This is a genomic window from Burkholderia gladioli (assembly GCF_000959725.1).
Classification (GTDB): Bacteria; Pseudomonadota; Gammaproteobacteria; order Burkholderiales; family Burkholderiaceae; genus Burkholderia; species Burkholderia gladioli.
In genome coordinates, this window is the sequence record NZ_CP009323.1 from 1,790,498 (window position 1) to 1,811,555 (window position 21,058).

A 21,058-nucleotide genomic window follows, 5' to 3' on the forward strand; every position below is an offset into this window, starting at 1 on the left:
CGGGCGCGGTGCCTGCCTCGCCTGAATGAAAAAAGCCACGGACCCGATCGGGCCGTGGCTTTTTCATGTGCCGCGCCGGCGTGGCGGCGGCAGCCTCAGGCGACGTGGCGCGTGAGCGCCTGCGGCCCGTTCCACTGCGCGAGCAGCGCCGCCCACTTGGTGCGCACCGCGCGCAGGTTGTTCTCCTTCACGTGGCCGTAGCCGCGAATCCCGTCCGGCAGCTTCGCGAGCTCGAGCGCGAGCGGCAGCCGCTCCGGCGTGAGCCCGGCGAGGATCGTCTCGACCAGGGCCACGTATTCGCCGATCAGCGCGCGCTCGGTGCGCCGTTCCTCGGTGCGGCCGAAGGGATCGAAGGCGGTGCCGCGCAGCCCCTTGAAGCGGGCCAGCAGACGGAACGCCGTCAGCATCCACGGACCATAGGCCTTCTTCACCAGATGGCCCTGCGCGTCGCGCTTGGCCAGGATCGGCGGCGCGAGGTGGTAGCGCAGCTTCAGCTCGCCCTCGAACTGCTCGGCCAGCCTGGCCAGGAAGGCCGGGTCCGACTGCAGCCGCGCAACCTCGTACTCGTCCTTGTAGGCCATCAGCTTGTAGAGGTTGCGCGCGACCGCCTCGGTCAGCGGCTCCTGCGCGGCCTCGCCGTCGAGGCGGGCCTCGGCGGCGCGCACGCGCTCGATCACGGCCGAGAAACGTGCCGCGTAGGCGGCGTTCTGGTAGGCGCCCAGTTGCTCGACACGCTTGGCGATCAGCGTATCGACCGCCTTTTTCGTGTGCAGCGCGATCACCGTGGCGCCGCTGGGCACCACCTGCCTGCCGGCGGCGGCCTGGCGCACGCTGGCCAGGTCATGGGCGGCGCGGCGGCCCCAGTCGAAGGCCGCCAGATTCTTCTCGACCTGCACGCCGTTCAGCTCGATCGCGCGCGTCAGCGAAGCCAGCGTGAGCGGCAGGCCGCCGCGCTGCCAGGCATAGCCGAGCACGAAGGGGTTGGTGTAGATCGTGTCGCCGAGCAGGGCGGCGGCGAACTGGTCCGCGTCGACCAGGTCGACGAACTCGCCCGCCGCGATCCGGATGTCCTGTTCGGCGCTCGCGCCGGGGAAGGCCCATTGCGGGTTCTTGATGAACTCGGCGGTCGGCGTCCTGGCGCTGTTGACCACCACTCGCGTCGAGCCGTGGCGCATGCGCGAGGTGCATTCGTCGCTGGCCGTCACCAGCGCGTCGCCGCCGATCACGAGATCCGCCTCGCCCATCGCGATGCGCGTGGCGTGGATGTCGGCGGGCGCATGCGCGATCTGCACATGGCTCATCACGGCGCCGCCCTTCTGCGCGAGACCGGTCACGTCGAGCACGGTGACGCCCTTGTTCTCCAGGTGCGCGGCCATGCCGATCAGCGCGCCGATGGTCACCACGCCGGTGCCGCCGACGCCGGTGACCAGCACGCCCCAGGCGCGGCCGATCGCGGGCAGCTCGGGTTCGGGCATCGGCGGCAGCGCGCCGGCGTCCACCGCGACCGCCTTCGGCTTCTTCAACTGGGCGCCCTCGACGCTCACGAAGCTCGGGCAGAAACCCTTGGCGCAGGAGAAATCCTTGTTGCAGGTCGACTGGTTGATCTGCCGCTTGGTGCCGAACTCGGTCTCGAGCGGCTCGACCGACAGGCAGTTCGACTGCACCGAGCAGTCGCCGCAGCCTTCGCAGACCGCCTCGTTGATCACCACGCGTTTGGCCGGATCCGGGTAGGCGCCGCGCTTGCGGCGGCGGCGCTTCTCGGTGGCGCAGGTCTGGTCGTAGATCAGGATGCTGGTGCCGGCGATCTCGCGCAGCTCGCGCTGCACGGCGTCGAGCGTGTCGCGATGGTGGATCGTCACGCCCGGCGCGAGCAGGTCGGTCTTGCCCTGGTACTTCTCCGGCTCGTCGCTGACGATCACGATCCGCGCGGCGCCCTCGGCCGCCACCTGGTGGGTGATCTGCGGCACGGTCAGGGTGCCGTCCACGGGCTGGCCGCCCGTCATCGCCACCGCGTCGTTGTAGAGGATCTTGTAGGTGATGTTGGCCTTCGAGGCGATCGCCGCGCGCACCGCCAGCAGGCCCGAGTGGAAGTAGGTGCCGTCGCCGAGGTTGGCGAACACGTGCTTTTCCTCGGTGAAGGGCGCCTGGCCGATCCAGGGCACGCCTTCGCCGCCCATCTGGCTGAAGGTGCTGGTATTGCGGTCCATCCACACCGTCATGTAGTGGCAGCCGATCCCGGCGATCGCGCGCGAGCCCTCGGGCACCACCGTCGAGGTGTTGTGCGGGCAGCCCGAGCAGAACCAGGGCTTGCGCTCGGCGGTGACGTGCGGCCGGGCCAGCGCGGCCTCCTTGGCCTGGATCACCGCGATGCGCGCGGCGATGCGCGCGCGCACCTCGGCGGGCAGCTCGAACTTCTCGAGCCGCGTCGCGATCGCCTTGGCGATGATGGCGGGCGAGAGCTCGTAATGCGCCGGCAGCAGCCAGTTGCCCATCGGCACCGACCATTCGCCGCCCGCGCCGTCCTTCTCGTCGAACTTGCCGAAGATGCGCGGGCGCTGGCCGTCGGGCCAGTTGTACAGCTCTTCCTTGATCGCGTATTCGAGGATCTGGCGTTTTTCCTCCACCACCAGGATCTCGTCGAGGCCGCGCGCGAACTGCTGCGCGCCCTGTGCCTCGAGCGGCCAGACGCAGCCGACCTTGTAGAGCCGGATGCCGATCCGCGCGCAGGTCTGGTCATCGAGGCCGAGGTCGGTGAGGGCCTGGCGCACGTCCAGGTAGGCCTTGCCGGCCGTCATGATGCCGAAGCGCGCCTGCGGCGAATCGATCTCGATGCGGTCGAGCCGGTTGGCGCGCACGTAGGCGAGCGCCGCGTACCACTTGTGGTCGATCATCCGCGCTTCCTGCACCAGCGGCGGATCGGGCCAGCGGATGTTGAGCCCGCCCTCGGGCATCAGGAAGTCCTCGGGCAGCACGATGTTGGCGCGATGCGGGTCGATGTCGACCGAGGCCGAGGATTCGACCACGTCGGTGACGCACTTGAGCGAGACCCACAGCCCCGAATAGCGGCTCATGGCCCAGCCGTGCAGGCCGAAGTCGAGGTATTCCTGGACGTTCGAGGGATACAGCACCGGCAGGCCGCAGGCCTTCAGCAGGTGCTCGGACTGGTGCGCGAGGGTCGAGGACTTGGCGGCGTGGTCGTCGCCAGCCAGCACCAGCACCCCGCCGTGCGGCGAGCTGCCGGCCGAGTTGGCATGCTTGAGCACGTCGCCCGAGCGGTCGACGCCGGGGCCCTTGCCGTACCACATGCCGAACACGCCGTCGTATTTCGCGCCGGGGTAGAGGTTGACCTGCTGCGTGCCCCATACGGCGGTCGCGGCGAGGTCCTCGTTGAGGCCGGGCTGGAACACGATACGGTGCGCGGCCAGGTGCTTCTGGGCTTTCCAGAGCGACTGGTCGAGGCCGCCGAGCGGCGAGCCGCGATAGCCGGAAATGAAACCGGCGGTATTGAGGCCGGCGGCACGGTCGCGTTCCTGCTGCAGCATCGGCAGCCGGACCAGCGCCTGCACGCCGCTCATGTAGGCACGGCCGCGCTCGAGCGTGTATTTGTCGTCGAGCGTGACCGATTGAAGCGCGGCTTCCAGCGTCGCGCGCTGGCCGGCGTCTAGCGGGGCATTCATTACTACGTCTCCTCCACCCGTTTGGGATCACCAAAACTGTCGGCATCGGCGTCTTGTGGACACACATTGGCCGGGGCGCCATATTGGCGGGTTTCGGAAAATGGTATCACTGGTGGAAACCCGCCGTTTGTTGCGTTTTTTGTGGCGAATCCTTGCGATCTGCCTGCGATTTCCTGCGTTACATCATGTAAAAGCATGTAAAGCCCCGGGCCGCGCCGGGGGTTTCCGTTTAGTCTATTGCGCTGCCGGCAATGGTCGGGCCCCAACGATGGCCCTGGAATGGAGAGAGCCAGCCGGCTGATACAACGGAGGTTCCATGAATACGCGTCATATCCAGAATTTCTTGATGGTGTCGACCGCGTTCTTCGCGATGACCGGCCCGCTGCGCTCGCAAGGCGCGAGCGCCCTGGCCGCGGCGAGCGCGCCGATGCTGCAGATCACGCCCGCGGGCGACGCGATCGCGCCGGCCGGCGTGACGGTGACCACGCAGGTGAGCGGAGCGCCGAAAGCCTGAGATCGAGCCGGCGCCGCGCGGCGCCGTTTTTCCTCATAACGAGAAGGGTGGAAATCTTGCGATTTCCGCCCTTTTTCATTGCCTGTCGCGCGCCCGGCGGCGCCTTGGCATCAGGCCGTCAGACCTTGTCCTGCACCACGCCGCGCCGGATCTGGTCCAGCTCGATCGATTCGAACAAGGCCTTGAAGTTGCCCTCGCCGAAACCCTGGTTGCCCTTGCGCTGGATGATCTCGAAGAAGATCGGCCCGATCTGGTTCTCGGTGAAGATCTGCAGCAGCAGGTCGTCGTGCGCGCCGTCGATCAGGATCTTGCGCTTGCGCAGCTCGGCCAGCGGCTCGCCGTGGTTGGGCACGCGCCGGTCGACCAGCTCGTAGTAGGTGTCGATGGTGTCGAGCAGGCTGACCTCGCTGCCGCGCAGCCCGTCGACGGTGCGGTAGATGTCGTCGCTGCCCAGCGCGATGTGCTGGATCCCCTCGCCGTGATAGGCGTCGAGATATTCCTGGATCTGGCCGGGCGTGTCCGAGCCTTCCTCGTTGATCGGGATGCGGATCTTGCCGCAGGGCGAGGTCATCGCCTTCGACTTCACGCCCGTCACCTTGCCCTCGATATCGAAGTAGCGCACCTCGCGGAAGTTGAACAGGCGCTCGTAGAACTCGGCCCATTCGGCCATCCGGCCGCGGTGGACGTTGTGGGTGAGGTGGTCGATATAGGTCAGGCCGTGGCCGACGGGGGCCGGGTCGGCGCCCGGGATCGGCTCGAAATCGACGTCGTAGATGCCGATGTCGCCGATGCTGCCGGCCTGCGCGCCGTTCTTGCCGCGCCAGCGGTCGACGAAATAGATCAGCGAGTCGCCGACGCCCTTGATGGCGGGAATGTTCAGTTCCATCGGGCCGGTCTTGTTGTCGAAACCCCAGGCGCCGAGTTCGAGCGCGCGGCGATAGGCCTGCGCGGCATCCTGCACGCGGAACGCGATCGCGCAGATCGAGGGGCCGTGCAGGCGCGCGAAGCGCTGCGCGAAGGAGTCGGGCTCGGCGTTGATGATGAAATTGATCTCGCCCTGGCGGTACAGCGTGACGTCCTTGTGGCGGTGGCGCGCGACCGCGCGGAAGCCCATGCGCTCGAACAGCTGGCCGAGCGCCTTCGGGTCCGGCGCGGTGTATTCGATGAATTCGAAGCCGTCGGTGCCGACGGGATTGTCCCAGGTGGGAACTTGCATGCTGTCTCCTGATGTCCGGATCGATCGTGGGGGCGGCGAGCCGCCGCATGCGAAACAGTGTAGGCGGGCGATGCGGGCAATTACTTGCGAAATTAATCGTGCCCCGCTACGATTGCGCAACTTTCAACCAATAACAATCGAACTAGGGGAGGAAAATGGCGCGTGTCGAATTGGACGCCATCGACCGGCGGATTCTGGCGATCCTGCAGGAGAACGGCCGGCTGTCGAACCAGGAGATCGCCGAGCGCGTGAACCTGTCGCCCAGCCCCTGCCTGCGCCGGATCCGGCGTCTCGAGGAAATGGGCGTGATCACCAACTACGTGGCCTTGCTCGACCCGAAGCGGCTCGGGCTCGACCTGCTGGCCTATGTCAGCGTGCGGCTCGAGAAGCGCGGCGGCGTGGCCGCCGGCGAGGGCGGCGCCACCCATTCGGAGCGCTTTCGCGCGGCCGTGCAGGCCTGGCCCGAGGTGGTGGCCTGCCACGCGATGACGGGCGACATGGATTACCTGCTGCGCGTGCAGGTCGAGGACATGGCGCATTTCTCGCGCTTCGTGCAGGAGCAGTTGCTGCACCATCCCTCGGTGATCGACGTGAAGACCAGCTTCGCGCTGGAGAGCTTCAAGGAAACCACGGCGCTGCCGATCCGCTGATTCCCTCGGCGAGGGCGGAGCATGACGGCGGTCAACGAAACGGGCGACCCGCTTGCGGGCCGCTCGTTCTGGATTCTGGATTTTGGTGCGGCAAGACTGCCGGGCCGGGGCGGCCCGGACGATTCGGGCCTCAGGCGGCCAGCCCCGCCGGCAGCATCGATTCGAACATCTGCGTGGCGCGGCGCGCCTGGCGCTTCATCGCGTAGTCGAACACGGCAGCCTGCTCCTGCAGCATCTCGGCGATGATCGTCGAGTGGTCGGCGGGCGGCAGCGACAGGTAGGCATCGGCCTCGCCGCAGGCGTATTCGATCCGCATGCCCGACTTCTTCGCGATATGCATCATGGTCGCGTTGCGCGACAGGCAGTGCATGTAGAGCGTCGAGACATGGGTGTTGCGGCTGCGGATCGCCGCGCGCTCGAACAGCCGCGTGCCGACCCCCTGGCCGCGCGCCGATTCGAGCACCGAGACGCCGAATTCGGCGGTGCGCTTGTCGCCCTCGTCGGGCAGGTAGGCCAGGTGGCCGACGCCGACCAGCTCGAGCGCGGCGTCGAACACGCCGAACACGGTGTCGCGGCCGAAATCGATGGTGCGCACGTAATTCTCGATTACGTGGTTCGGCACGATCTGGCCGAAGCGCAGCAGGCGATCTTCATCGTCGAGCGCCATGAAATGCGTGAGCATCTGCTCACGGTCGGTGGAAGCCAGTTCCCGGACGAGAACCGGCGCCTGCCCGACCTTGCCGATCGGGTCGGCGGGGCGGAGAGGGAGCGTGTTCATCGTGGGTTCCTCAGAGACCGTACAGCCGGGTTGTGCAATGCAGCAGCATTCTAACCGAACGGTACACGTCGGATCAGGGAAAACCCGAATTCGTGTGGAGGAGATCTTCTAAAGATGTGCAACGATCGCCGGAAGTTTTTGATTTCTTGGCGATAATCGTTTCATCGGATGATATATGTGGCTATGTGCCACATGTGCCTCGGGCGCAACGCTCGCGGCACGTTTGCTGCTCCGCAGTATTTGTCCCTTGTTTTCTCGCCTTCCGGCCCCCTGCGGCGGCCCGGGATTCGCTCAGGCCTCGCCGCCGAGCCCTCGCTCGATCAGCTCGATCACCTGCTCGGCGAAATCGCGGTAGCCGAGGCGGCCGCCCGGTTTCAGCCAGGTGAAGGTCCAGTTGATCATGCCGAACACCATCATGGTGACCGAGGTCTGGTTCTGTTTCGAGACGCGGCCCGGGTAGGCGCGCTCGATCTGGCGCGTGAAGGCGGCGACGATATCGCGTTGGCGATCGAGGATCACCTGCCGCTGCGTGTTCTCGAGGTATTTGACGTCGTTGAGCAGCGCCACGTGGCGGCTGTGCGAGGTTTCGTATTCGACCAGGAAGGCGCGGATCAGCTCGGCGAAGGCGTCGCGCTCGCTGAGCCCGCGGCGCTGGCTGGCCCCCTCGACCTCGGCGATGATCAGCATCAGCCGCGTGGTGTAGCGATCGAGCAGGTCGAACAGGATCGCTTCCTTGCCCTCGTAGTAATGGTAGAGACGCGCCTTCGAGGTGCCGCTGGCGGCGGCGAGGTCGGTCATCGAGGTGCTGGGGTAGCTGGTCTGCGCGAACTTCTCGGCCGCGAGGTCGAGAATCTGCTCGCGTTGGGATTCGTGGTCGGGCGCTCGGGTGCGGGCCATGGCGTGGATCGAAAAGGTCGGGCGGCGGGGCGCCGCCCGTTGGCGCGATAGTGCGCCAGGGGAATTGTACGCAAGGGCGGGCGCCGGCCCGCCGGTGCCTCAGTGCAGCGCGTCGGCAGGCACCGCGCGCAGCGAGATCTCGCGCAGGCGGTCGACATGCGGATTCTCGCCCTGCAACTCGAGGCGGCCCGCCGCGACCAGTTCGCGGCAGCGCCAGAACGCCACGCTGTCGCTGACCACCAGGTGGCCGCGGTCGGCGTAGGCCATCACCGCGCCCACCACGCGCGCGGCCGGCTGCCAGTTGTCACCGGCATGTTCGAGCACCAGCGCGTCGATATCGGCGTAATGGCCGCTCTTGAAGGTGTTGTCGATCCAGTAGCGCAACTCGGCGTTGGCTTGCTTGGCCTCCTGCCATTCGAGCGCGAGCCGGCTGATGCGCAGCACCGAGATCGGCGCGGCTTCGGGCAATTTCGCGGCCAGATGCTCGGGGGAGAACAGGCCCGTCGAGACCGGGCGCTCGCCGATCCGCTCTCGCGTGTCGGCATCGAGATCGGCCACCGAGAGCCGCACCTCGTTGAGCCGTTGCGGCGCGTTGCGCAGGTGGTACGCCACGCGCCGCAGCATCAACTGGTCGGCGGCGCTTTGCGCGTGCCAGATCACCACCTGGCCGGCGCCGGCCGCGAGCTCGGCCAGCTTATCGAGTTCGCCGGCCAACTGGGCGGGCCAGTCGAACAACTCGCCGGGCAGCAGCTTTTCCCAGAAGGCGGCGCGTGTCGCGGATGCGTCGTCGATGCCGCGCAAGGGGCCGACGGCGAGATCGTCGAGGAGTTCGACCACGGAATCGGTGCGGCCGGCCGAAGCCAGCGCGTTGCGTAGCGAGGCGGCGGCGGAGCCGCCGATGGTGACGTGAAGAATGCTCATCTGCCGAAGATCAACGAAGAAGGGCCGCCTGGCGGCCGGGCTGGTGTGCCCCGGCCCGTCAGGCGGCCCTTAGTGTAAGCGAGATGCCGTGTCACGAGATACCGCGCCGCGCGCGGCGATGACCGCGCTCAACGTTCGTCGTAGCTGACCACCACCTTGTCGCTGATCGGGTGGCACTGGCAGGTCAGCACGAAGCCGTCGCTCACCTCGTGCGCTTCGAGCGTGTAGTTCTTGTCCATCCGCACCTCCCCCTCGAGCACCTTCGCGCGGCAGGTGCAGCACACGCCGCCCTTGCAGGCATAGGGCAGCGCCAGGCCCGCGCGCAGGCCGATATCGAGCAGGCTGGGGCCCTCGTAGGGCAGGCGCAGCTTGCGCGTCTTGCCGTCGATCACGATCTCGAGCGCGGCGGCCGGCGTGGTTTCGGTGATTTCCACCGCCGGCGCGCCGGCCTGCGGCAGCGGCGTGCCGAAGCGCTCGACGTGGACCCGCTCCGGCGCCACGCCGGCCGCGGCCAGCGCCGCCTCGGCCGCGTCCATCATCGGCGCCGGGCCGCAGATGAAGGCCTCGTCGATCGAATCGGGCGGCACCAGCGTGTCGAGGAAGGCCGCGCACTTGGCCTGGTCGAGCACGCCGTTGAACAGCTCGACGTCCTGCTGCTCGTCGGACAGCACGTGGTAGAGCGCGAAACGCTGCATGAAGCGGTTCTTCAGGTCTTCCAGGCCTTCGGCGAACATGATCGAATCGACGCTGCGATTGCCGTAGATCAGCGTGAAGCGGCTGCGCGGCTCCAGTTCGAGCGTGGTGCGAATGATGGCCAGCACCGGCGTGATACCCGAACCGCCGGAGAAGGCCAGGTAGTGCTTGCCGGCTTCGGCGTTCAGGTGCGTGAAGAAACGGCCGTCGGGCGTCATCACCTCGATGCTGTGGCCGGCCTTCAGCGTGTCGAAGGCGAAGTTCGAGAAGCGGCCGCCGCGCACGCGCTTGATGCCGATACGCAGCTCGCCGTCGCGTTCGTAGTCGGTGGTGCCGACGCAGATCGAATAGGAGCGGCGCGTTTCCTCACCGTCGATGTGGGCCTTCAGCGTGACGAACTGCCCTTGCGTGAAGCGATATTGCTCGCGCAGCCCGGGCGGAACCTCGAACGAGACCGTCACCGCGTCGGCCGTCTCGGGCCGCACCTCGCGGATGCGCAGCGGATGGAATTGCGGAGTCGCCATGTCAGTAGGGCTTGAAGTAGTCGAAGGGTTCGCGGCAGTCGAGGCAGCGATAGAGCGCCTTGCAGGCCGTCGACGCGAACTGGGCGAGGCGCTCGGTATGGACCGAGCCGCAGCGCGGGCAGGCCGGCGCTGCCGAGGGTTTCGGCGCGAAGCGGATCACCTTCGAGGTGCCGCCGGGGTTCGGGGCGGGGCTGCCGCAGTTGCCGACCGGCGGCGCGATGCCATAGGCGCGCAGCTTGTCGCGGGCCGCCTCGCTGATCCAGTCGGTGGTCCAGGCCGGCGACAGCACGGTGACGATCCGGTGGGCGGGCGCGCCGATCCGCGCGAGCGCGGCCTCGATGTCCTCGGCGATCTGCGACATCGCCGGGCAGCCCGAGTAGGTCGGCGTGATCACGATCTCGAGCAGGCCGTCGTCGGCTTCGCGCAGTTCACGCAGGATGCCGAGTTCGCGGATCGAGACCACTGGAATCTCGGGATCGGGCACGGTGTCGAGCGCGGCGCGGATCGCGTCGAGATCGGGGGCCGGGGCGGGGGTGGCTGGCGCGGGCATGGCGGCTTTCGTTGGCGTGGCGGCGTGCATGCTCAGCTCACCAGCTCGCGCCCGGATGCTGGCGCGCCAGGCTCTGCATCTGCGCGAGCAGGAAGCCCATGTGCTCGGAATGCTCGCCGAGCTTGCCGGTGCTGACGTGCGCCACCGGCGGCGGTGCGTCCAGCGTGGCTTCGGCGAGTGCCGCGTCGACGTCGGCGCGCCAGGCGGCTTCGAGTGTGTCCGCAGCGGGCGCGATGCCGGCGGTCGCGACCTCGCGCTCGACCGCGTCGACGGCAAAGCATTCGCGGGTATAGGGCATCAAATAGTCGAGCGCCGCCTGCGCGCGGCGATGCGAGGCTTCGGTGCCGTCGCCGAGCCGGATCAGCCATTCGCGCGCGTGATGCTCGTGGTAGCGCGTCTCCTTGATCGATTTCGCGGCGATCGCGGCTAGCTGGGCGTCGTTCGAGGTCTCGAGCGCGGTCCAGAGGTGCAGCATCAGCGTCGCGTAGAGGAAGTTGCGCACGATCGTCACGGCATAGTCGCGGTCGGCCTGGGCCGTGCCGCTCAAGGGGCCGTGATGCGGCAGCTCGACCAGCGTCAGGTTGGTGAATTCGTGCTCGCCGCGGAAATAGGCGTAGTCGTCCTCGGTCTTCGCGGCGCCGGTCAGCGCGCGTTCGAGTTCAGCCGCGTGGGCATAGAGCAGCCGCGCCTGGCCGATCAGGTCGAGGCTCATGTTGGTCAGCGCGATGTCCTCTTCGAGGATCGGGCCGTGCCCGCACCACTCGGCATTGCGCTGACCGAGGATCAGCGCGCTGTCGGCGAGGCGTAGCACGTAGGCAAGGTGGGAGGCCGGGTTCGTCGTCATCGCGGGCTTACATGTGGTTGACTTCGTCGGGCAGCGTGTAGAACGTCGGGTGGCGGTAGATCTTGTCGCCGGCCGGTTCGAACAGCTCCGCCTTCTCGTTCGGATCGGATGCCGTGATCGCCGCCGACGGCACTACCCAGATGCTCACGCCTTCCTGGCGCCGCGTGTAGACGTCGCGCGCCATGCGCAGCGCCATCGAGGCGTCGGTGGCGTGCAGGCTGCCGCAGTGCTTGTGATCGAGCCCCTGCTTGCTGCGCACGAATACTTCCCAGATCGGCCATTCCTGTTTCATGTCTGTCTCCTGCTGGATGAGGGGCGGTTTCAGGCGGCCTGCCGTTCGGCACGGCGCGCGCGTTTCTCGGCATGAGCGAGGGCGGCTTCGCGGACCCAGGCGCCGTCGTCGTGGGCTTTCACGCGGGTGGCGAGGCGCTCGCGGTTGCAGGGGCCGTCGCCGTTGACGACACGCCAGAACTCGTCCCAGTCGACCGCGCCATAGTCGTAATGGCCGCGCGATTCGTTCCACGCCAGATCGGGATCGGGGAAGCTCACGCCAAGCACGCGGGCCTGCTCGACCGCCGCGTCGACGAATTTCTGGCGCAGATCGTCGTTCGAGATCCGCTTGATGCCCCATTTGGCCGACTGGTTGCTGTGGACCGAATCGGCATCGCTCGGGCCGAACATCATCAGCACCGGCCACCACCAGCGGTTCACCGCCTGCTGGACCATCTCGCGCTGCGCCGGCGTGCCGGCCATCATCGCCAGCAGCGCGTCGAAACCCTGGCGCTGGTGGAAGGATTCTTCCTTGCAGATGCGGATCATGGCGCGCGCGTAGGGGCCGTAGGTGCAGCGGCAAAGCGGGATCTGGTTCATGATCGCGGCGCCGTCGACCAGCCAGCCGATCACGCCGACGTCCGCCCAGCTCGGCGTGGGGTAGTTGAAGATGCTCGAATACTTGGCCTTGCCGGCGTGCAGCGCGTCGACCAAGGTGTCGCGCGAGACGCCGAGCGTTTCGGCCGCGCTATAGAGATATAGGCCGTGCCCGGCTTCGTCCTGCACCTTGGCGAGCAGGATCGCCTTGCGTTTGAGGCTGGGCGCGCGCGTGATCCAGTTGCCCTCGGGCAGCATACCGACGATCTCGGAATGCGCGTGCTGGGAAATCTGGCGTACCAGCGTCTTCCGATAGGCCTCCGGCATCCAGTCCTGCGGCTCGATCTTGCCGTCGGCGCCGATCACGGCGTCGAAGCCCGCCTGCTCGGGGGAGGCGGTGGCGTTCGTGCCCGCAGCGTCGGCGGGGGCCGGCTGGCCGGGGAGGTCGAGGGATTGCGTATACATGGCGATCGTCCCGTTCGGGGGAGAAGGTAGAGCGCAGTATAAACCAACCGTCCGGTCGGTTAATTAATTTTTAGAGATACCGGATGGCTTGCGCTCCACTGGGCCTGGATCGGTGGCGATGCAAAAACCGGGGCGATATCGGGCACAATCGTCCACTTTCCCGTACTTCCCGGTGAGCCGGATCGAATCATGAGTTTCCGTCGTCGTTTGTTGCCGGCCGTTGTCGGCGGTCTTGCGTTGTGGTGGGCTGGCGCGGCAAGCGCCGCGGATGGGGAGGCATCGCGCTGGGTGGCGGCCTGGGCCACCGCGCTGCAGCCGATTCCTGAAATGGCTTCGCCGCCTCCTCTATATAGAACGCCTGAGGTTGCGGGTCGGACGCTGCGCGAGATCGTCTATCCGAGTGCGGCCGGCGACAAGGTCAGGGTGCGGATCAGCAACGCCTATGGGCGAGCGCCGTTGTCGATCGGATCCGCGCGGATCGCGCGTTCCGCGGGGACGGCCGCGGTGCGGGGCGACATCGCCGCGCAGCTGAGCTTCGGTGGGCGGCGCGATGTCGTGCTGGCGCCGGGAGAGGAGCGCGACAGCGATCCGGTCTCGCTGCCGGTGGAGGCCGGCGAGCCGTACGCGATCAGCCTGTTCGTCCATGGCGAGCAGAAGCTGACGGCCTGGCATCGCGTCTCGAACCAGATCAACTATGTCTCGACACCGGGCGACCATGCCGCGGATACGAGCGGGGACGCCTATAAGGTTCGGATCACCCAGTCAGCCTGGGTCAGCGAACTGGCGGTCGAAGCCGGGCCTAACGCGGTGGGTGCGATTGCGGCGGTTGGCGACTCGATCACCGATGGCATGCGTTCGAGTCTGAATCGCAACCGGCGCTGGCCGGACGGCCTCGATCGCCGGCTCGACGCGGCCGGCGCGCGCCAATGGGGCGTTGTCAATCTCGGGATCAGCGGGAATCGCTTGCTGAGCGACTCGGCCTGTTATGGCGTCGCACTCGAGCGCAGGTTCGAGCGCGACGTCCTTGCCCGCTCGGGGGTGAAGGCGGCCGTGCTGCTGGTCGGGATCAACGACATCAATTTCCAGGCGATGCCGCCACGCGCCGGCCTCGACTGCGATGCGCCGCATACGAAGGTCGATGCGCGGGCGTTGATCCAGGGATATCGCCGCCTGATCGCGAGCGCCCACGCGAAAGGAATTGCCTTGTTTGGTGCGACGCTGACGCCGGCGTCCTTGCCTGCGGAGCGTGAGGCGATTCGTGTCGAGGTGAATCACTGGATCCGCACCTCGGGGGCGTTCGATGGCGTGGTCGATTTCGATGCCGCGCTGCGCGACCCGTCGCGACCGCAGATCATGCAACGTCGTTACGACAGTGGGGACAACATCCATCCGAGCGACGCAGGTTATGCGGCCATGGCGGACGCGGTGCCGATCGACAAGCTGCTGGAGGCCGCGAAGCAGCGTTGAGTCGCGATGAAAAACGGGCGCCGTCATGGCGCCCGAATTTTTTTAACAAAGTTCTTAAAAAAGACTTGCGTGCCTGCTAAAGCCTGCTTAGAATCACGCCTCTTTCGCGCTAACGGAAACGCGGCACGAAAGAAGAAGCAAGGTTGGATGGGCTGAGCGCTAGGTTGGATCGGCAGCTGGCTCGTTTGACTGAGAAGTGATCGACGCAGTGAGTTGATCGCGGCGCTGAAAAAAGTAGTTGACGCGCTGCGAAATGTTGATCATAATCTCGCTTCTCTGCTGCTGAAAACGCAGCGCTGCTGAAGAAACCAAGTTGCTTCGCAGATACGCTCTTTAAAAATCTACAGCCGATAAGTGTGGACGCTTGATGGCAGCGGTCCTGATCTCCGGATCAGGTCAGCAAAAGTATCAAGAGTCTCACACAAAAGTAAGTCAGGTTTGTGAAGCAATTCATTAACCTGTCAGCTTTGAGTGAGCGACCGGTTCATTATGAACCGAAAACAGTAACAGGTATTGAACTGAAGAGTTTGATCCTGGCTCAGATTGAACGCTGGCGGCATGCCTTACACATGCAAGTCGAACGGCAGCACGGGTGCTTGCACCTGGTGGCGAGTGGCGAACGGGTGAGTAATACATCGGAACATGTCCTGTAGTGGGGGATAGCCCGGCGAAAGCCGGATTAATACCGCATACGATCCACGGATGAAAGCGGGGGACCTTCGGGCCTCGCGCTATAGGGTTGGCCGATGGCTGATTAGCTAGTTGGTGGGGTAAAGGCCCACCAAGGCGACGATCAGTAGCTGGTCTGAGAGGACGACCAGCCACACTGGGACTGAGACACGGCCCAGACTCCTACGGGAGGCAGCAGTGGGGAATTTTGGACAATGGGCGAAAGCCTGATCCAGCAATGCCGCGTGTGTGAAGAAGGCCTTCGGGTTGTAAAGCACTTTTGTCCGGAAAGAAATCCTGAGGGCTAATATCCTTCGGGGATGACGGTACCGGAAGAATAAGCACCGGCTAACTACGTGCCAGCAGCCGCGGTAATACGTAGGGTGCGAGCGTTAATCGGAATTACTGGGCGTAAAGCGTGCGCAGGCGGTTTGTTAAGACCGATGTGAAATCCCCGGGCTCAACCTGGGAACTGCATTGGTGACTGGCAAGCTAGAGTATGGCAGAGGGGGGTAGAATTCCACGTGTAGCAGTGAAATGCGTAGAGATGTGGAGGAATACCGATGGCGAAGGCAGCCCCCTGGGCCAATACTGACGCTCATGCACGAAAGCGTGGGGAGCAAACAGGATTAGATACCCTGGTAGTCCACGCCCTAAACGATGTCAACTAGTTGTTGGGGATTCATTTCCTTAGTAACGTAGCTAACGCGTGAAGTTGACCGCCTGGGGAGTACGGTCGCAAGATTAAAACTCAAAGGAATTGACGGGGACCCGCACAAGCGGTGGATGATGTGGATTAATTCGATGCAACGCGAAAAACCTTACCTACCCTTGACATGGTCGGAATCCTAGAGAGATCTGGGAGTGCTCGAAAGAGAACCGATACACAGGTGCTGCATGGCTGTCGTCAGCTCGTGTCGTGAGATGTTGGGTTAAGTCCCGCAACGAGCGCAACCCTTGTCCTTAGTTGCTACGCAAGAGCACTCTAGGGAGACTGCCGGTGACAAACCGGAGGAAGGTGGGGATGACGTCAAGTCCTCATGGCCCTTATGGGTAGGGCTTCACACGTCATACAATGGTCGGAACAGAGGGTCGCCAACCCGCGAGGGGGAGCTAATCCCAGAAAACCGATCGTAGTCCGGATTGCACTCTGCAACTCGAGTGCATGAAGCTGGAATCGCTAGTAATCGCGGATCAGCATGCCGCGGTGAATACGTTCCCGGGTCTTGTACACACCGCCCGTCACACCATGGGAGTGGGTTTTACCAGAAGTGGCTAGTCTAACCGCAAGGAGGACGGTCACCACGGTAGGATTCATGACTGGGGTGAAGTCGTAACAAGGTAGCCGTATCGGAAGGTGCGGCTGGATCACCTCCTTTCTCGAGCTAATACCGCGAAAGTTGAGCGTTCACGCTTATCGGCTGTAAATCAAGACAGACTCAGGGGTCTGTAGCTCAGTCGGTTAGAGCACCGTCTTGATAAGGCGGGGGTCGTTGGTTCGAATCCAACCAGACCCACCAATTGTCTGGCGGTAGAAACCTGAGACGTCTCTGTATGGGGGCATAGCTCAGCTGGGAGAGCACCTGCTTTGCAAGCAGGGGGTCGTCGGTTCGATCCCGTCTGCCTCCACCAATCTTCAATGACAAACGTTCGGGTCAGTTGACTCGAGTCTTTGTCATTGGCGATTGAGCCAGTCAGAGGATATTGAAAGATATCGGCTGTCGTTCTTTAACAATCTAGAAGAAGTAGTAATTTGGATAGCGGAAGCGTCTATTGAGATGGGCGTGGAAACTATCCGGGTTGTGATTGTATCGATGTATCTCAAGATGATTCGAACTTCATGTTCGGCTCAATTGGAATACGGCACAAATGCGAGAACTCAACCTGTAGCGGCCTGTCAAGCGAAAGCGAGACAGACTCGTTATAGGGTCAAGCGAACAAGTGCATGTGGTGGATGCCTTGGCGATCACAGGCGATGAAGGACGCGGTAGCCTGCGAAAAGCTACGGGGAGCTGGCAAACGAGCTTTGATCCGTAGATGTCCGAATGGGGAAACCCACTCCTTTTGGAGTATCCATAGCTGAATACATAGGCTATGTGAAGCGAACGCGGTGAACTGAAACATCTAAGTAACCGCAGGAAAAGAAATCAACCGAGATTCCCAAAGTAGTGGCGAGCGAAATGGGAAGAGCCTGTACTCTTTATTTGTATTGTTAGTCGAACGCTCTGGAAAGTGCGGCCATAGCAGGTGATAGCCCTGTAGACGAAAACAGTATGAAAGAACTAGGTGTACGACAAGTAGGGCGGGACACGTGAAATCCTGTCTGAAGATGGGGGGACCATCCTCCAAGGCTAAATACTCGTGATCGACCGATAGTGAACCAGTACCGTGAGGGAAAGGCGAAAAGAACCCCGGGAGGGGAGTGAAATAGATCCTGAAACCGCATGCATACAAACAGTCGGAGCCTCGTAAGGGGTGACGGCGTACCTTTTGTATAATGGGTCAGCGACTTACGTTCAGTAGCAAGCTTAACCGAATAGGGCAGGCGTAGCGAAAGCGAGTCCGAATAGGGCGTTCAGTTGCTGGGCGTAGACCCGAAACCAAGTGATCTATCCATGGCCAGGATGAAGGTGCGGTAACACGTACTGGAGGTCCGAACCCACTAACGTTGAAAAGTTAGGGGATGAGCTGTGGATAGGGGTGAAAGGCTAAACAAACTTGGAAATAGCTGGTTCTCTCCGAAAACTATTTAGGTAGTGCCTCGTGTCTCACCTTCGGGGGTAGAGCACTGTCATGGTTGGGGGGTCCATTGCGGATTACCCCGCCATAGCAAACTCCGAATACCGAAGAGTGCAATCACGGGAGACAGACATCGGGTGCTAACGTCCGGTGTCAAGAGGGAAACAACCCAGACCGCCAGCTAAGGTCCCCAAATATAGCTAAGTGGGAAACGAAGTGGGAAGGCTAAAACAGTCAGGAGGTTGGCTTAGAAGCAGCCACCCTTTAAAGAAAGCGTAATAGCTCACTGATCGAGTCGTCCTGCGCGGAAGATGTAACGGGGCTAAGCTATATACCGAAGCTGCGGATGCATATTTATATGCATGGTAGGAGAGCGTTCCGTAAGCCTGCGAAGGTGCATTGTAAAGTGTGCTGGAGGTATCGGAAGTGCGAATGCTGACATGAGTAGCGATAAAGGGGGTGAAAGGCCCCCTCGCCGTAAGCCCAAGGTTTCCTACGCAACGTTCATCGGCGTAGGGTGAGTCGGCCCCTAAGGCGAGGCAGAAATGCGTAGCTGATGGGAAGCAGGTCAATATTCCTGCACCATTGTTAAATGCGATGGGGGGACGGATCGCGGAAGGTTGTCCGGGTGTTGGAAGTCCCGGTCGCTGCGTTGGAGAAGGCACTTAGGCAAATCCGGGTGCAGAATTCAAGGGCGTGGCGCGAGCTTCTTAGGAAGCGAAGCAATTGGAAGTGGTTCCAAGAAAAGCCTCTAAGCTTCAGTTTAACAGTGACCGTACCGCAAACCGACACAGGTGGGCGAGATGAGTATTCTAAGGCGCTTGAGAGAACTCGGGAGAAGGAACTCGGCAAATTGGTACCGTAACTTCGGGATAAGGTACGCCCCTGTAGCTTGACTGGCCTGCGCCAGAAGGGTGAAGGGGTTGCAATAAACTGGTGGCTGCGACTGTTTAATAAAAACACAGCACTCTGCAAACACGAAAGTGGACGTATAGGGTGTGACGCCTGCCCGGTGCCGGAAGATTAAATGATGGGGTGCAAGCTCTTGATTGAAGTCCCGGTAAACGGCGGCCGTAACTATAACGGTCCTAAGGTAGCGAAATTCCTTGTCGGGTAAGTTCCGACCTGCACGAATGGCGTAACGATGGCCACACTGTCTCCTCCCGAGACTCAGCGAAGTTGAAGTGTTTGTGATGATGCAATCTCCCCGCGGCTAGACGGAAAGACCCCATGAACCTTTACTGTAGCTTTGCATTGGACTTTGAACCGATCTGTGTAGGATAGGTGGGAGGCTATGAAACCGGAACGCTAGTTTCGGTGGAGCCGTCCTTGAAATACCACCCTGGTTTGTTTGAGGTTCTAACCTTGGCCCGTGATCCGGGTCGGGGACAGTGCATGGTAGGCAGTTTGACTGGGGCGGTCTCCTCCCAAAGTGTAACGGAGGAGTACGAAGGTACGCTAGGTACGGTCGGAAATCGTGCTGATAGTGCAATGGCATAAGCGTGCTTAACTGCGAGACCGACAAGTCGAGCAGGTGCGAAAGCAGGTCATAGTGATCCGGTGGTTCTGTATGGAAGGGCCATCGCTCAACGGATAAAAGGTACTCTGGGGATAACAGGCTGATACCGCCCAAGAGTTCATATCGACGGCGGTGTTTGGCACCTCGATGTCGGCTCATCTCATCCTGGGGCTGTAGCCGGTCCCAAGGGTATGGCTGTTCGCCATTTAAAGAGGTACGTGAGCTGGGTTTAAAACGTCGTGAGACAGTTTGGTCCCTATCTGCCGTGGGCGTTGGATATTTGAAGGGGGCTGCTCCTAGTACGAGAGGACCGGAGTGGACGAACCTCTGGTGTACCGGTTGTCACGCCAGTGGCATCGCCGGGTAGCTATGTTCGGAAGAGATAACCGCTGAAAGCATCTAAGCGGGAAACTCGCCTTAAGATGAGATATCCCTGGAGGCTTGACCTCCTTGAAGGGTCGTTCGAGACCAGGACGTTGATAGGTCAGGTGTGTAAGCGCAGTAATGCGTTCAGCTAACTGATACTAATTGCCCGTAAGGCTTGATCCTATAACCAGTCTGCGCCGATGTTCGCAGGTGCCAAGGCACCGCGATTATCCCGTCCTGAGCCCAAGCTCAGGATCTTGGAGCGCGACAGGTCATACAGATGGAGTCTCGTGTGCTGATACACACAACCCCGTTACTACTTCTTCGAGATTGGTCGTGGCGCTCATAGCGACGCGACAACCCCTTTAGCCTGATGACCATAGCGAGTCGGTACCACCCCTTCCCATCCCGAACAGGACCGTGAAACGACTCCACGCCGATGATAGTGCGGATTGCCCGTGTGAAAGTAGGTAATCGTCAGGCTTCCCTCATGACAACCCCCGTTGCCCAAAGGCAGCGGGGGTTTTGTCTTCTCAGCGCAAGAAAATTAATCCAATCAGCGCACCTCAACTGAGCCGGCAACCTGGTGAAATTCAAGCCGGTGGATCGATCGACTGCTGATCCCGCTCTAGTGGCCCCATGGCGGTTGCGGCGCAATGCAAACAAGCTCAAGTCGCCATCTCCCGTCGAATCGATGGTGTTCGTCATGCCTTGGCTTGTAGAGGACGCGTATGCCGCGTCTGCAGCTGTCGCAGGCCCGAGGATGACGTGGGAGAGCGCTCGAGTGTTTCGGCGGCGTGGCGGGCAAGTTGAAGGCAGAGCAACCGTCACGGCGAACGGGAGTTGGATGAGACGTTCCGACGAGCTGATCCGCGAGCCTTCATCTGCCGCATGGCTCAATGCCGACTGCCCGAAGCGAAGTAGCGTCTTGGCGCTGGAGGGCGTCGAGGAACTGCACGGGACATCGCAAGCACGGCCGGATGGCCGCGCTCGCCTTTGCACCAGGCACAACCGGCTGCTTCTCGGGGGCCCGCAGCGTTCGGTCGACCACGCCCCAAAGCACGAAACATCAAAAAATTTTCAGAAAACGTGCTTTAGCCCTTGGCTTAATCGTCGCGACCCCTTATGATTTGCGTCTTCCGTTTTTCTGGGGAGCTTTCACGGAAATCGGAGCGACGGTCTGGGCGGGAGCAGTTTCCGCTGCGGTCATCGAATTCGGCGCGATACGATGCTTTTACAGGGCATTGACGGACGGCGCACCGAGGGAGGCGATCGACATGGCATGCCGGCACGGCGGTATCAGCGGGGCGATAAAAAATCTCCGAGGGTGCTTGACACGAGGTCTGCGTACCACCATAATCGTCAGTTCTCTACGGAGGGGTGCCCGAGTGGCTAAAGGGGGCAGACTGTAAATCTGTTGGCTTACGCCTACGTTGGTTCGAATCCAACCTCCTCCACCAAGACATGCAGAGCGGTAAGGGATCGTAAAGTGGCCCGCGCGGGTGTAGCTCAATGGTAGAGCAGAAGCCTTCCAAGCTTACGACGAGGGTTCGATTCCCTTCACCCGCTCCACGTTCCATGTAGTAAGTACTTGTTTCGCCCATGTGGCTCAGTGGTAGAGCACTCCCTTGGTAAGGGAGAGGTCGGCAGTTCGATCCTGCCCATGGGCACCATCAAGTTGTCAGTGTCTGTTTGCGCGCGG

At 62.8% G+C, this 21,058-nt stretch carries 13 protein-coding genes, 5 tRNA genes and 3 rRNA genes; 11 read left to right on the forward strand and 10 right to left on the reverse strand.

Annotation, left to right across the window (positions count from 1 at the left end; translation table 11 throughout):
- Positions 1 to 95: 95 nt before the first annotated feature.
- Positions 96 to 3,677 carry an indolepyruvate ferredoxin oxidoreductase family protein gene (locus BM43_RS24950; RefSeq protein WP_036048527.1) on the reverse strand — a complete coding sequence of 1,194 codons (3,582 nt, stop codon included), beginning with the start codon at positions 3,675 to 3,677 and terminating at the stop codon, positions 96 to 98.
- 316 nt (positions 3,678 to 3,993) lie between these two features.
- Between BM43_RS24950 and BM43_RS24955 the strand changes: the two genes are divergently transcribed.
- Positions 3,994 to 4,191 carry a hypothetical protein gene (locus BM43_RS24955; protein ID WP_013696337.1) on the forward strand — a complete coding sequence of 66 codons (198 nt, stop codon included), beginning with the start codon at positions 3,994 to 3,996 and terminating at the stop codon, positions 4,189 to 4,191.
- A 118-nt stretch (positions 4,192 to 4,309) separates the two neighbouring features.
- Here BM43_RS24955 and hppD read toward each other — a convergent pair whose 3' ends face one another.
- Positions 4,310 to 5,407 (reverse strand): 4-hydroxyphenylpyruvate dioxygenase, encoded by a 1,098-nt coding sequence (gene hppD / locus BM43_RS24960; protein ID WP_017919522.1) that lies wholly within the window; start codon positions 5,405 to 5,407, stop codon positions 4,310 to 4,312.
- A 155-nt stretch (positions 5,408 to 5,562) separates the two neighbouring features.
- On the opposite strand from hppD, the gene BM43_RS24965 reads away from it, so the two are divergent.
- Positions 5,563 to 6,057 (forward strand): Lrp/AsnC family transcriptional regulator, encoded by a 495-nt coding sequence (locus BM43_RS24965; RefSeq protein ID WP_017919523.1) that lies wholly within the window; start codon positions 5,563 to 5,565, stop codon positions 6,055 to 6,057.
- A 130-nt stretch (positions 6,058 to 6,187) separates the two neighbouring features.
- Here BM43_RS24965 and BM43_RS24970 read toward each other — a convergent pair whose 3' ends face one another.
- From BM43_RS24970 to paaA, 8 genes are all read right to left on the reverse strand, one after another.
- Positions 6,188 to 6,835, reverse strand: a complete 648-nt coding sequence (locus tag BM43_RS24970) for a GNAT family N-acetyltransferase (RefSeq protein WP_013696340.1) — start codon at positions 6,833 to 6,835, stop codon at positions 6,188 to 6,190.
- Positions 6,836 to 7,126: 291 nt separating this feature from the next.
- Complete coding sequence (locus BM43_RS24975) at positions 7,127 to 7,732, reverse strand: TetR/AcrR family transcriptional regulator (protein WP_025101188.1); 606 nt, start codon at positions 7,730 to 7,732, stop codon at positions 7,127 to 7,129.
- Positions 7,733 to 7,831: 99 nt separating this feature from the next.
- Positions 7,832 to 8,653, reverse strand: a complete 822-nt coding sequence (locus tag BM43_RS24980; protein WP_036048525.1) for a DUF1835 domain-containing protein — start codon at positions 8,651 to 8,653, stop codon at positions 7,832 to 7,834.
- 128 nt (positions 8,654 to 8,781) lie between these two features.
- Positions 8,782 to 9,870 carry a 1,2-phenylacetyl-CoA epoxidase subunit PaaE gene (gene paaE / locus BM43_RS24985; protein ID WP_036048522.1) on the reverse strand — a complete coding sequence of 363 codons (1,089 nt, stop codon included), beginning with the start codon at positions 9,868 to 9,870 and terminating at the stop codon, positions 8,782 to 8,784.
- A 1-nt stretch (position 9,871) separates the two neighbouring features.
- Positions 9,872 to 10,450 (reverse strand): 1,2-phenylacetyl-CoA epoxidase subunit PaaD, encoded by a 579-nt coding sequence (paaD, locus tag BM43_RS24990; RefSeq protein ID WP_036048521.1) that lies wholly within the window; start codon positions 10,448 to 10,450, stop codon positions 9,872 to 9,874.
- A gap of 7 nt (positions 10,451 to 10,457) precedes the next feature.
- Positions 10,458 to 11,264 carry a 1,2-phenylacetyl-CoA epoxidase subunit PaaC gene (gene paaC, locus BM43_RS24995; RefSeq protein ID WP_036048519.1) on the reverse strand — a complete coding sequence of 269 codons (807 nt, stop codon included), beginning with the start codon at positions 11,262 to 11,264 and terminating at the stop codon, positions 10,458 to 10,460.
- A gap of 7 nt (positions 11,265 to 11,271) precedes the next feature.
- Positions 11,272 to 11,556: a 1,2-phenylacetyl-CoA epoxidase subunit PaaB gene (gene paaB, locus BM43_RS25000; protein ID WP_036048518.1), complete on the reverse strand. Its 285-nt coding sequence runs from the start codon at positions 11,554 to 11,556 to the stop codon at positions 11,272 to 11,274.
- Between the two features lie 29 nt (positions 11,557 to 11,585).
- Positions 11,586 to 12,596 (reverse strand): 1,2-phenylacetyl-CoA epoxidase subunit PaaA, encoded by a 1,011-nt coding sequence (paaA, locus tag BM43_RS25005; RefSeq protein WP_036048516.1) that lies wholly within the window; start codon positions 12,594 to 12,596, stop codon positions 11,586 to 11,588.
- Between the two features lie 189 nt (positions 12,597 to 12,785).
- Between paaA and BM43_RS25010 the strand changes: the two genes are divergently transcribed.
- The 9 genes from BM43_RS25010 (at position 12,786) to BM43_RS25050 (ending at position 21,029) form a co-directional block, all read left to right on the forward strand.
- Positions 12,786 to 14,063, forward strand: a complete 1,278-nt coding sequence (locus BM43_RS25010; RefSeq protein ID WP_036048514.1) for an SGNH/GDSL hydrolase family protein — start codon at positions 12,786 to 12,788, stop codon at positions 14,061 to 14,063.
- Between the two features lie 515 nt (positions 14,064 to 14,578).
- A 16S ribosomal RNA gene (locus tag BM43_RS25015) occupies positions 14,579 to 16,111 on the forward strand.
- A 64-nt stretch (positions 16,112 to 16,175) separates the two neighbouring features.
- Positions 16,176 to 16,252: transfer RNA gene (locus tag BM43_RS25020), tRNA-Ile, on the forward strand.
- A 36-nt stretch (positions 16,253 to 16,288) separates the two neighbouring features.
- Positions 16,289 to 16,364, forward strand: a tRNA-Ala gene (locus tag BM43_RS25025).
- A gap of 295 nt (positions 16,365 to 16,659) precedes the next feature.
- Positions 16,660 to 19,539, forward strand: a 23S ribosomal RNA gene (locus tag BM43_RS25030).
- A gap of 186 nt (positions 19,540 to 19,725) precedes the next feature.
- Positions 19,726 to 19,839, forward strand: a 5S ribosomal RNA gene (gene rrf, locus BM43_RS25035).
- The 16S, 23S and 5S rRNA genes sit together here with 2 tRNA genes alongside, the layout of an rRNA operon.
- A gap of 891 nt (positions 19,840 to 20,730) precedes the next feature.
- Positions 20,731 to 20,816: transfer RNA gene (locus BM43_RS25040), tRNA-Tyr, on the forward strand.
- Between the two features lie 38 nt (positions 20,817 to 20,854).
- A tRNA-Gly gene (locus tag BM43_RS25045) sits at positions 20,855 to 20,928 on the forward strand.
- 26 nt (positions 20,929 to 20,954) lie between these two features.
- A tRNA-Thr gene (locus BM43_RS25050) sits at positions 20,955 to 21,029 on the forward strand.
- Positions 21,030 to 21,058: the final 29 nt, after the last annotated feature.

What these genes read in the sequence shown, in the direction of transcription:
- BM43_RS24975 (WP_025101188.1), bottom strand. Translation starts at nt 7,732, where the DNA reads ATGGCCCGCACCCGAGCGCCCGACCACGAATCCCAACGCGAGCAGATT.
- paaD (WP_036048521.1), bottom strand. Translation starts at nt 10,450, where the DNA reads ATGCACGCCGCCACGCCAACGAAAGCCGCCATGCCCGCGCCAGCCACC.
- BM43_RS25010 (WP_036048514.1), top strand. Translation starts at nt 12,786, where the DNA reads ATGAGTTTCCGTCGTCGTTTGTTGCCGGCCGTTGTCGGCGGTCTTGCG.
- paaE (WP_036048522.1), bottom strand. Translation starts at nt 9,870, where the DNA reads ATGGCGACTCCGCAATTCCATCCGCTGCGCATCCGCGAGGTGCGGCCC.
- BM43_RS24980 (WP_036048525.1), bottom strand. Translation starts at nt 8,653, where the DNA reads ATGAGCATTCTTCACGTCACCATCGGCGGCTCCGCCGCCGCCTCGCTA.
- paaB (WP_036048518.1), bottom strand. Translation starts at nt 11,556, where the DNA reads ATGAAACAGGAATGGCCGATCTGGGAAGTATTCGTGCGCAGCAAGCAG.
- paaC (WP_036048519.1), bottom strand. Translation starts at nt 11,264, where the DNA reads ATGACGACGAACCCGGCCTCCCACCTTGCCTACGTGCTACGCCTCGCC.
- BM43_RS24965 (WP_017919523.1), top strand. Translation starts at nt 5,563, where the DNA reads ATGGCGCGTGTCGAATTGGACGCCATCGACCGGCGGATTCTGGCGATC.
- hppD (WP_017919522.1), bottom strand. Translation starts at nt 5,407, where the DNA reads ATGCAAGTTCCCACCTGGGACAATCCCGTCGGCACCGACGGCTTCGAA.
- paaA (WP_036048516.1), bottom strand. Translation starts at nt 12,596, where the DNA reads ATGTATACGCAATCCCTCGACCTCCCCGGCCAGCCGGCCCCCGCCGAC.
- BM43_RS24970 (WP_013696340.1), bottom strand. Translation starts at nt 6,835, where the DNA reads ATGAACACGCTCCCTCTCCGCCCCGCCGACCCGATCGGCAAGGTCGGG.
- BM43_RS24955 (WP_013696337.1), top strand. Translation starts at nt 3,994, where the DNA reads ATGAATACGCGTCATATCCAGAATTTCTTGATGGTGTCGACCGCGTTC.
- BM43_RS24950 (WP_036048527.1), bottom strand. Translation starts at nt 3,677, where the DNA reads ATGAATGCCCCGCTAGACGCCGGCCAGCGCGCGACGCTGGAAGCCGCG.